General features: G+C 27.7%; 10 protein-coding genes and 1 other annotated feature. All 10 genes read right to left on the bottom strand.

Annotated features, from left to right (window positions below; genetic code table 11):
* Window positions 1-40 precede the first annotated feature (40 nt).
* The 10 genes from P3X86_RS15085 to trpB all read right to left on the bottom strand — a co-directional run bounded on the left by P3X86_RS15085 (window position 41) and on the right by trpB (window position 11,688).
* Window positions 41-823: a class I SAM-dependent methyltransferase gene (locus P3X86_RS15085; protein ID WP_483293543.1), complete on the bottom strand. Its 783-nt coding sequence runs from the start codon at window positions 821-823 to the stop codon at window positions 41-43.
* Between the two features lie 369 nt (window positions 824-1,192).
* Window positions 1,193-2,947 carry an ABC transporter permease gene (locus P3X86_RS15090; RefSeq protein ID WP_483293544.1) on the bottom strand — a complete coding sequence of 585 codons (1,755 nt, stop codon included), beginning with the start codon at window positions 2,945-2,947 and terminating at the stop codon, window positions 1,193-1,195.
* The gene (locus P3X86_RS15095; RefSeq protein WP_483293545.1) at window positions 2,937-3,344 is read right to left on the bottom strand and encodes a hypothetical protein; all 408 of its coding nucleotides are present in this window, start codon (window positions 3,342-3,344) and stop codon (window positions 2,937-2,939) included. The genes P3X86_RS15090 and P3X86_RS15095 overlap by 11 nt, the downstream gene beginning before the upstream one ends.
* Before the next feature lie 14 nt (window positions 3,345-3,358).
* Window positions 3,359-4,810 carry an ABC transporter substrate-binding protein gene (locus P3X86_RS15100; RefSeq protein WP_483293546.1) on the bottom strand — a complete coding sequence of 484 codons (1,452 nt, stop codon included), beginning with the start codon at window positions 4,808-4,810 and terminating at the stop codon, window positions 3,359-3,361.
* Window positions 4,811-5,406: 596 nt separating this feature from the next.
* A complete protein-coding gene (locus P3X86_RS15105; RefSeq protein WP_483293547.1) occupies window positions 5,407-6,573 on the bottom strand; it encodes a S8 family serine peptidase in 1,167 nt (388 codons plus the stop codon).
* A 35-nt stretch (window positions 6,574-6,608) separates the two neighbouring features.
* A complete protein-coding gene (locus P3X86_RS15110) occupies window positions 6,609-6,872 on the bottom strand; it encodes a hypothetical protein (protein ID WP_483293548.1) in 264 nt (87 codons plus the stop codon).
* A 19-nt stretch (window positions 6,873-6,891) separates the two neighbouring features.
* On the bottom strand, window positions 6,892-7,974 hold the full coding sequence (locus P3X86_RS15115) for a TIGR04066 family peptide maturation system protein (protein WP_483293549.1): 1,083 nt from the start codon (window positions 7,972-7,974) through the stop codon (window positions 6,892-6,894).
* Entirely contained in the window at window positions 7,971-9,380 is a 1,410-nt protein-coding gene (gene ccpM, locus P3X86_RS15120; protein ID WP_483293550.1) for a Cys-rich peptide radical SAM maturase CcpM, read from the bottom strand. Before ccpM ends, P3X86_RS15115 begins: the two co-directional genes overlap by 4 nt.
* Window positions 9,381-10,053: 673 nt before the next feature.
* Window positions 10,054-10,230 (bottom strand): hypothetical protein, encoded by a 177-nt coding sequence (locus tag P3X86_RS15125; RefSeq protein WP_483293551.1) that lies wholly within the window; start codon window positions 10,228-10,230, stop codon window positions 10,054-10,056.
* Window positions 10,231-10,503: 273 nt separating this feature from the next.
* Window positions 10,504-11,688: a tryptophan synthase subunit beta gene (gene trpB / locus P3X86_RS15130; protein ID WP_483293552.1), complete on the bottom strand. Its 1,185-nt coding sequence runs from the start codon at window positions 11,686-11,688 to the stop codon at window positions 10,504-10,506.
* A 119-nt stretch (window positions 11,689-11,807) separates the two neighbouring features.
* Window positions 11,808-12,045, bottom strand: a binding site (T-box leader).
* Window positions 12,046-12,099: the final 54 nt, after the last annotated feature.

A 12,099-nucleotide genomic window follows, 5' to 3' on the forward strand; every position in this document is an offset into this window, starting at 1 on the left:
AGTAAAACACACAATAACTATATCAACTATAAATAGTATGTTATAGTTTTCTTCCAATAAGCAAGCCATGCTCGCTTGTCCCAAGTATACTCTTATCTTCACATGTTTTGTAGTGCAAATTCATCCATTTTTCAAAATCTGTATCGCTTAATTCATTCACTGTATCTCTTATTATAAACTTCATTCCATCCGTTGCAATATTATGTATCTTTTGTATGCCATGTTGTTTTAGAAGAGCTTCAACTTCTTCTGGGTTAGATGCATAGAAAATTTTATTTTTTTCATGAAACCCTTTTTCTAAATACTCATTTAGTAATGTAAAATCCTCTACAAACATTTCTCTATATTTTATGATATTTGCATATCTATTTATATACGACATAGCGTATATACCGTTTGGTTTTAATACTCTTAAGCTTTCTTTAATTGATTGCTTTCTTTCGTTCCCATCAATTAAATGATAAAATGAACCTAAGTTTAAAACCATATCAAAACTACAGTCTTCAAATTGAGATAAATCTAAAATACTCCCTTTATATACATTCTCAAATAAATTACTTTTTTCTTGAATACTTTTCATTACATCCACATTTTTTTGTATTAAATCTCCTGCAGTCACTTTATGCCCTTTTTCTGCTAAGTAATAAGCATAAATCCCAGCTCCTGCACAGGCGTCCAATATTCTAGAATGCGGTTTTAATATTTTGTCTAAAAAATAAGTAGTTGTTAGAAATTCTATTCTATTTACTTTTGTTCTCTTTAATCTTTTATCTTCATCAATATTATTATAAAAATCATATATATCATTGTTCTGGATTTCCACTTTATCACTCCATTCTGCATTAACTTAAACATATCTATTGAGTTAAATCATTCATTATAAATTATATATATATCTGTTGGTTGTAAATTAAACAATCAATAAATATACATATAAACCAAACACAATCATCCTACTATAATCTACCTATGAAATAAATTATATACTCTATTTTCAATCACTGCAATAATCATATATAAGAACCTTCTCTTCACTCAATCCTCAAATATTTATTGAAATTAAATTACGACTAAATTTTATACTATAAAAAAGCTCTTTGCCAAATAAACTATAGACAAAAAACTATAATTTTGTTATTTATCTTTATTAAAACCCTAGCTAACTCTAAAAGTCGATTACTATACTCAAGCGTTACAATTTATTTTTTATTATTTCATTAAACAAATACTTCTTTTCTATAAATAACAAAATAAACACAGGAATTAAATAAAAGCAAGATGTAGCAAAAAACATTCCTAAATCTTTTTGAACTATCTGTGCCATATATATTGACAGCGGCTGAGAATATGTATTTTTAATAAAAATAATAGCTTGATCTATGATATTCCAATATTCTGCAAATATTATTAACGATAATATAGTTATTGATGATTTTATATTAGGAAGTAATATATATCTAAATATTTGAAAATGTGTCGCTCCATCATTTTGTGCTGCTTCTATACATTCTTTTGGAAAACCCTTTATCTGTAAACGTATGATAAACACACCAATAGGATTAAATATAGCAGGTAGGATAATTGCAAGATACGTATTATTGAAACCCAGCCAATTTGATACAAGATAATTTGGTACTAAAAGAACCTGAAAAGGCATTAACATTATAATTATGTATATAAAAAACAAAACTTCTTTATATTTTAACTTGCTTTGTTCAAAACCATAAGCACACAAAGGTGAAATAATACATTGCCCAACTAAAATAGGTACAACCAAAATGATAGAGTTCCAATATAATCTTAAATATTCAGGACTTCTAAATAATAGCTTGAAATATTCTGCTAATGTTGGATTATCAGGTATAAATCCCATACGTACAAAATGCATACTGTTTACCGCAATATCTTTGATATTATCTAGTGTAATATCACTAGTATATCTGTTTATAATTTCAGAACTACTCATAAAAGAGTTTGAAATTATAAATATTATTGGAAGCACTATTAAAAATGTTATTATATATGAAAATCCCCTTGCAGAATAATTCTTTTTTTTACTACGCGTACCTTTATATTCTACATCAAAATTTATGGTGCTAAATAAATCTGAATATTTTTTTTGTAAAAAAAATAATATGCAAACAATAATTCCCATAAGTAAAAATAAAATAAATGAAGCCGATGTCAATTTTTGCAAATTGAGAGAGAAAAATTGGTTATTCATAAAATGTTGTAACATATATATTTTTTCACATGGGTAACTACCAAACAATAAAAAGACCTCTTTAAATATCTTAAATGAGTTATAAATTAATAAAAGTACTGCTATAAAAAAAACTGGTGAAAGATACACTAATGTAATCTTGGTAAATTTTTGAAAATTACTCATTCCCTCTATATCTGCTATCTCATAATATTCTTTAGGTATAGAGTTAAGTCCTACATACAATAACATTGCAGTGATGCCTATGTTTTTCCAGATAAACATAATTACAACAAAAACCATTACCCATCTACTATTATACCAATCAATAATAGGGATATTTAATATATACAAAATTTTATTTAGTAGTCCATTTACATCAAATATACATTTCCAAAAGTACACTATAGTTCCTGATGGAATAATAAAAGGAATAAAAGATATTAGAAGTATAATCCACTGTCGTGTCTTCAACTTTTTTAATTGTAGTACAAATATTAATGCTAAGGTAAGACATGTAGGAACAGCAACAGCAATAAATAAACTTTGATTTCTTAACCCTCTTCTAAACATTGGATTTTCCAAGATATCTACAAAATTTGCTAAACCAATAAATTTTTTCTCTACCATATTGTTTATTAAAGTATAATAAAATGATAATATAAAAGGTAACAAATAAAAAATCAAAAGTCCACACAAGCTAGGTATTATAAAAAATAATAAATTAGGCTTTCTATTTTTCATTTAGTCGCTCCTTCTTTATTTTCACTTCACTACCATTAAATATTGGTTGATCACTTGATACAACAACTGGGTTCTCTATCATCTTATTTACTTTTAAAGCAACATGTGTGCCAGAATTTTCTATTACAGATATGTACTTAAGTTCACAAACATACTCTTTTCCCCAAGCTCCATTTTTCTCAATTACTAATAATATATAATTCCTATTATCAGCATCAGTGTACAGAGCCCCTACTGGTAAAATACAATCATAATGCTTAGATTTTAATAAGCCACTATAAGGAATGTCAATATTAACTGTTGGTAATTGATTTTTTTTGTAGTTAATTGAATAAATAGTTGCAAAAACTAATGTTATTATAAACGCTACACTTAATACTATGGCAGATTTCCTCATTAAAATCACCTATTTCACTCATTCAAATATGTTGATACTTTATTTTGGATTATTTTTGCTGTTTCTTTATCTGTTGATAAGTTATAATAATAATAATTTTTCAATTCATTTATTAACAATGTCCATAAATCAAAGTCTAAAACTAATTTGTTCCTACCTAAATTCCACTTGTGAATTTGATCTAGAATATTATTTATTAATTCGTCTCTTTTACCTTTTTTCCATTTAATATCATTTCCAGCGAGTCGTTTTATTTCTTTTTTAAAATTAAATCTAAAAGAACTATAAAAGTTTTCTATGTTTATAGGTATCCAACCTTGATACATCATAAAATATTCATACTCTTCTTCATTACTCTCAAATTCCGTTATTTCTTTTGCAGATATACAGTATTTTATAAACTCCCAAGCAAGTTTTTTATTTTTACTGTTCTTCGGTATACCGTATGTGGATGAAAATGTCTCAAAAGTTGCATTGTTCTTAGAATTTATAAATGGAATGGGACCAAGTATATTTTCATAAACTATCATCATATTATATAAATCAATTGCATTAGATTCAAATTTTGAAAACAAAAATTTAGATTTCATAAAATCATCATTTCCATCATATACACGTATCATATTCCATCCACTCTGATCTTTAGGATTATATTTTGTTTTTATTGAATTTGTAAGATTCAAAAATTGTAAGAATTTCTCACTGTCAAAAAAGCAAGTTCCTTTTCCTGTATCATAAAATTCTACACACTCATGTTTAAAAAATATTTCTTTTACTGCTCCTGGCATTAACTCAAATTCTTGCGGTGTTTTGTACTCTTTTTTTACTTTCTTAAAAATATCTAACATAGTAATATAATTAATTCCATCTAAATTTTTTTTGATGTTGATATTCATTTTATTGACTATAGGTTTACTCACATACACCATATCATAACAAAATACAAAAGGTATTGCATAAAGAGCATTCTCATACTCCATAGCTTTAAATATATTATCATAATAATCTGATTTATTGAAACTAGTATCATCATTCATAAACTCGTATAAATTGCATAGTAATTCACTTTTAGCATAGCGATTTATATCTAAATTGGCTAAATCTACAACATCACTTGCTGTTCCACTCATTAGTTCTACAGAAACTCTATTAGAATACATTTCTAACGTTTCAAATTGATTTTCGTCAGACGTTTTGAAAATAATTTTTACATCAGGATGTAGTTTCATGAAATTCTTGGCATGTATATTTATATAATCGTCCAATAATGTTGTTATTGTTAATGTTCCACTTAAATTTTTTTCTTTATTTAGTTCTCCTGTTAAAGTTATATTGTCATTACTCTTTTTATTGGATTTTATCTCCTTTGATAATTCATCATAAACACTCTCTTGTGATAAGGAGCATCCACATAATGATAAAATTATCACAAATATAATTACTATATTAATTGTTTTATAATCCATTCAATTCACCTCTTAATAACTTTGGTTCTGAAAATTTTAGTATATAAATTTTATTGAATAGTACTCTGAAGTTGGTAGTCATACTATGAAAATTATAACATAAAACTACGTATTTATTAAAATGTTAAAACCTATATTTTATTATTTTTTTAGATTTTGTAAAAAGTAGTATTACTTTCTACTGAGGATCTTCAATGGAATTTATTTTCATTTTATGGCTTCATTTATTTTTGAGTATATCTTTAACAATCGCTAAATGTATACGAACTACTTATTTTAATTACGGTCTATCGTTTACAGATAATCATGCCTCAACTAGATTAGATTTACTGTAATACTACATCTAAAGTTTTCAATAAGTCATTGCTACCTTTAATCAAACTATAATTCTCTAGTTACAGATAAGAAAATAAGTAGTCAAAGGATTGTATCTACTATGATACTTGTGATTAATCAAGAACATCACAAATGATTTTATTTTGATTATGTCACTATGTTAAATTATTTCTCTGACTGAAAGGCAGTTTAATGAACTGATAAATTTATTCTCACGTTACTTTTACATCTACTTACTAATTGGACATGTATTGTATTTTTTAGTTATTAAATATATTTACTATTTTCTTAAAGATTTTTTTTATATTATAATTCATGGAATAATTTATTGTATCTAGTTCTGAGATTATTGATAATGATTTCGGTTTTAAAATAATATCCACTAACTTTGAAGATAATAGTTCGTCCAATTCCTCTTCAGCTATTGTGATTAATAATATATCCATTATGGTGTTATTGATAATCAAAGTTATTAATTGGTTTATTGAAATACTATACTCACTAGCCCATTTTTTAGAAAATTTAATTTCAGTTATGTCATCATCATCATTTATAAGACCACACAAATATCCATTAGCTTGAAAGATTTTATATAATTCCTCGTAAATAGCACCTTCGGCTTTTTCATTTGCCAAAACTGCTACTATTGGAATATCAATTAACCTTTCTTCCTTGTAATTTACAATGCAGCTCTCATAATATTTATAAATTTGATTACTCGGAAACCTCTTGGAATTATTTTCTAGTGCTTTCCTGATTACTTTCATACTCATTCCCTCGTTTAAATAAGAGCAAATTTTTGAAGCAATATATGGAGCTGCAAAACTATTTGTCATAAAATTTTTATTTTCATATAATTCCTCATAATAATTGAGTGGATGTTTTTTAGGAAGAGAAGTAATTACATTAATTCCATCAATAGGATTTTGTAAATAATAATACTCTCCATCATTTAATAGTCCATCTCTATCATACCTAATACCTATGACATCTGGAAAAGATGCAGGATAGGTCACCTTATTAGTGTTGCTAGAAGTTGCAACAATTATTGTTCCTTGTTTCGTTAATTCTCTTATACTATGTTTAAGGTGAGATATATTAAGCATTGATAATATACCTAAACTCATTGAGATAATTTGAATATCATTATTAATACACCATTTTAAGGCTATATTAATATCCTCTGATTTCATATTATCCTTTCTTGTAGTAGGTATTTTAATATCATGAATATTACATATTGGCGCAAAGCCGGTAAACATTTTGGCACAAAGCGTTCCATGAGATTCTTTATTTTTGATAGATTCTCTAGATTCAGCAATCTTTTTTTTATCGAGTACATAATGATAAAATGTATACTTTCCATCTAACGATATACCTTCTTCATTTATTCCATCATCTATAAAAGCAACATTTAGAAATCTCATCCTTTTTCCCATCCTTTTAGAAAGATAATATTAAGTTATACACACTCTGTAAGAGAACTTTGAACACTTATTACAGCATTTATAAGCCCTGCAATTGTGTGATTTTTATACTCCTCCACAAGTAGATTTAAGTCAACATTAAATTCTTTTTCGATTTCAACAAAGATATAAGCCAACTCACGACTTGACATACTTATTGGATAAATAAAGATATTTGAACTTAATTGCTCAATATCTCTCTTACATATTTCTTTTATTATTATTCTAATTTTTTTTTCTATATAATCTTTATTTTTCATTATAATTTCTCCTTTACTATTATATAACTACCTGATTTCCAATTAGCTGACTTAAAATTTGATTGTAAGCGTCTGCTAAATTATTTTCTTCTAATACATTAAAACATTTATACCCATCAGTTTTATCATTTTGAGATGTTACATAGTTTACTATATTATTGCTTTTTATAGTCAAATAATCTAATTCACTGTATCTATCATAAGGAAAAACTAATTTTGTATTTGAAATATTGTAATACTCAACTTCACTATTTAGTCTATACTTACACATTAATCTATCTTTTTTAAAAAATTCACTTGGATAATTATTATAATAAAGACTTCTTATCGTTATATCTGGTTTTACTGCATTGGTTATCATGTATGCAAACTCCCCAAAATCTCCAGGATGTTCTTTACTTATTGGCAATACTCCTCCAGGAACTCCAACTATAACTATATCAGCTTTCTCTCTCATAACCTCTCTATAAATTGTATAATTTAACCTAATTATTTTATTTTTTAAACTTTTGGAACCAAATATAAACCTTGGAAGTGACTTGAATCCAAATAATCTACTATATTCTTTTGTTCCAAATTGACATACTGAATATCCTTTATCCTGAAAAAACTTCCTTAATGTCAATTGAATTTCAAATTTATTGCAGTTTATTCCATCACCCATTACTAAAATAACAGGTATACTAATTGGCACTATCTGTTCAAATTTAAACTCTATTTCCGTATCATCAAAATCGTAAATATCTATATTCTCGAAATTAGACAAGTTGTAATTTAATTTCTTCTCTAAATCATGTGATATTATTGCATGCTTTTCTGATTCTACTATTCTATCAATTAATGTTTTATAGTCTTTCAATGTTAAAATATTATTTTCGTAAGGAACATATATTAAATCACATTTATCAAAAGAATCTTCGAAATCATATGAAATAGATTTAATTTGAGAACTTCCTCCATCAAAATTTTCTATATCGACTTCACAAAAACTCCAACTTTTGCTAGCAACAGGTTGTACAACTACTGTTTCTAACATATCTATATATCTAACTATAGGTGTTGTTTGTGGGCCAAAAGGGTATATCATCATATTTTTTTTCATATCTCAATAACTCCTTCCTCAAAGTTAAACCCATTTTCTTTAAGATAACAAATGTCTAAAAAATCTTCAATAATGAAATTTTTGATTAATTCACACCTAGATAAACGCTTTTCTTTTGAAAAATTTTCTGTTAAATCGTCTGCATTACTTGCACATTGGGCACATAAACTAAAACACCAGCAATTCATACACTCTTCTTTCGTACATTGTGCAACATTTATCATAGCTTTTACTTTTTCAAGATCAATACCATTTTGTAATGTCCCGATTTTCATTACCTTTGACTTCTCACTCACTTTCTCACATGGAAAGAAATTTCCGTCTGTATCAAGAAATAACCTATGTTTTCCTGGTATACATGGACCACCAGGATGATGACATGACTGCAGTTGTCCAAGATGCCTTAATAATCTATATTTGTCTGCTATCTGACCTCTCCATCTAACAAAAATCTTTGAAACTTTTTCTAAATCTATTTTACCTATGCTCCAAAGCATCGCCTTAAATGTTTCAAACCTCTGCACCATAAAATACTTATCTGGATAATACATTTTATCACTAATATAATTATCAGACACAATTCCACTTATAACACCTAAATCTTTTACAACTTCATCAGCTGAAAAAAACTCTGTAATACATGCAAAATCTGATTCAGGAGCTACAACTGAATTTATAAGTACTTTTGAAAAATAATTTGGATACTTGTTTTGAATTGTTCTTAAATTTTTTATAATAGTATCAAATGTCCCTTTTCCGTTAACGAATTTTCGTTTTGAATCTTGACAATCTTTGTGTCCATCAAGACTTATTAATAATGAAAAGTCATTATTAACCAAAAATTCTATAACTTCTAATGTTAATAACGTTCCATTTGTGGTTACAGTATAGGTAATATTCTTCTCAGGATAATTAGATTTTATATATTTAACTATATCTTTCATTAATTTAAATTCTAAAAATGGTTCTCCACCATAGAATCCTATATCACACCTAGGCAAGTCTTTAGAGTGTTCTACAAAATAGTCTACAGCCATTTTCGCAACATCATACGACATTACTTTATTTGAGTGGTTTCTATTTTCATATAGCCCTGAATATGCACAATATTCACATCGAAGATTACAGTTTTGAGTTAATTGTAAATATAATCGTGTAAGCATATTATCAAAATAATGGCTAAGGTTGGGCTCTTCAGGATGTCTAATTTCTGTAACATTAGTCTTTTTACATAACCCATTTCTTTGGAATGCTTTCAATATATCCATATCTCCATCCAAGACATTACCATTATAAATACGTTCTAATACTTCATACTCTGTTTTATTAATCTTCATGATAATATTTTTATTTGCATCATAAACATAATAGTTATATGGTGATTTAAAGGCTTTATACATATACATTTATGTTTTCCCCCTTTTTACTTTTTTATATTAACCGGTTGAGTAACTTAGTAACGTGCGGTTTTTCTAGTCATATTAAACCTTAATTATCTTGATTTACTTTTAAAATTTTTATGATAAAAATTAATTACCACCTGCTAAAAGCAGGAGGACTAGATTTGATGCTAAAGCACCTGAAAACTTCCCTATAGTAAAATAGTCGCTTTTCTGTTTTCTTCTATATATTGATTCTTTATGTATTCTACTATTTTCTAATATTGTTACGACTCGATTTGAGATTATGTTAAAGAAAACAGTTAACCAAATTTTTTCAAAACTATCTAAAATACATGCAAAATCTACACTAAAACTAAATAATATATAAAAATTTGCCGGTTCTAAAGCACATAGTTACTTATGTGCTTGGCAATTGTATTCATATTGATTTATATTAAACATTCTATTGTATCATTAACTATGCAATGACTTTTTGTGTTTGTACAATATAATTCCTAGTCTCAACGTCAATTTTCAGTAAAAACATCTTAACCTGTGTTTTACAATATATTTATGTTGTATGACCTTATCTCCTTATTATCTAATATTAATCAATAATATTATATTATTTTAATATACTCCTATTTAATAACTTCAACATCTGCAAAAGCAGATGCTGAAGCATATTATATTTAACTTATTGTGAAGGAAATTCAGCTCTCTGTGATGGTCTTACCGATTTTTCATAATCCCACATTTCCCCCATACCTGGAGTACAACCAACAGTACAATAACCTCCACATATAGTACAAGCAGCCTTATGGTATGCATTAAAACTATCGCTCATATTGCTTTTTCCTAAAGTCTTTTTCATAATTACCCTCCTACTTAAATTTTTAATGAATATTCAATTTGCTAGTTATATAAATATATTAATATAAACTAGGAGTCGTCACTCCTAACTCTAGCCGATTTTAATTCCAATATAATTTATATAGAATAATATAAAAATTATAAATAATAATTTGTAATAGGTACATATTACTATATAAACTAATTTTTGTCAATAGGAATTTATATGTCTTTTTCTCCACTAAATATTATTAATGTGTTAGCTAGTGACTATAAATTTATATCATCTAAACAACTACCTTCTACTATTAAATATCTCTTTGACCTGTATAGCATCTTTGTCCCCTCTACCAGATAGGTTTACTATGATCACTTTATCTTTTGGTAGTTTTTTAGCTAGTTTGACTCCATACGCTATTGCATGAGAACTTTCTAATGCTGGTATTATTCCTTCTGTTCTGCTTAATAGGCTAAATGCCTCTAATGCTTCTTCGTCTGTTATTGCAACATATTCTGCTCTGCTGGTTTTCTTATAATAACAATGCTCTGGCCCAACTCCTGGATAATCTAGCCCTGCTGCTATTGAATGTACCGGTAAATCATCTCCATTTTTATCTTGTATTGTATAACACTTAAACCCATGAATGATACCTGTTGTACCTTTGCTAATTGATGCTGCATGTTCGTTTGTATCTAATCCTAAACCAGCTGGTTCTACTCCCACTATTTTAACTTGTTTATCATCATAAAATGGATTAAATAATCCTATTGCATTGCTTCCTCCTCCTACACATGCTACTATATAATCTGGCAATCTACCCTCTTTTTCAAGTATTTGTTTTCTAGCCTCTTCTCCTATAACACTTTGAAACTCTCTAACCATAATAGGATATGGATGAGGTCCTACTGCTGACCCTAGCACATAAAATGTATCCTCACTGTTTTTTACAAAATCATCAAGTGCAGCATCAACAGCATCTTTGAGTGTTTTTCTTCCTTTTGTCGCAGGTATTACTTTAGCGCCCAGCAGCTCCATTCTGAACACATTCAAACTTTGTCTTTTCATATCGACTTCTCCCATGTACACAGTACACTCTATATCAAATAGTGCACAAGCCGTAGCTGTTGCAACACCATGTTGCCCTGCTCCTGTTTCTGCTATAATCCTCTTTTTGCCCATTTTTTTAGCTAACAGTACTTGCCCTATAGCATTATTTATTTTATGTGCCCCTGTATGATTTAAGTCTTCTCTTTTAAGATAAATCTTTGCTCCACCTGCATTTTCACTCAGATTTTTAGCATAATATAGTGGATTAGCTCTTCCAATATAATCTTTTTGATAATATTCTAATTCTCTTAAAAAATCCTCGTCTTTAATATAGTATAAAAATGCTCGCTCTACATCTTTGAGTACCTTACCTAAATCTTCTGGAACATAAGCTCCTCCAAATTCTCCAAAATAACCATCTTGATTTTTCATCGTAATTCCTCCTGTATTTTATTTATTTAAAACACGAAAGTATTAGTATGTGAATATTATTCATAAAACTCTGTATTAGAATAAGCATCAAAAAAGCCCTCTACATACCTATTCAGTATATAGAGGGCGAATATATCCGCGTTGCCACCTCTTTTGTAGCACAAAAAAACTACATCTCTACAATACGGGACTTTATCGTCCGATATTTGATCTCTGTAACGGGAGAACCCGTGTCGCATACTATACTTCAGCTTCCACTCATGAGTCCATTCAATCTGTTTCATTACACAAGCTCTCACCACCACTTGCTCTCTGTAGCAACTTAACAAATCTACTACTCTCAATCGACGTTTTAAATATTAAACACATTTTAATACATAACTATTTTTTTGTCAATGATTTATTTTTATG

The sequence above is a fragment of the Abyssisolibacter sp. ZYX002 genome, from assembly GCF_056892235.1.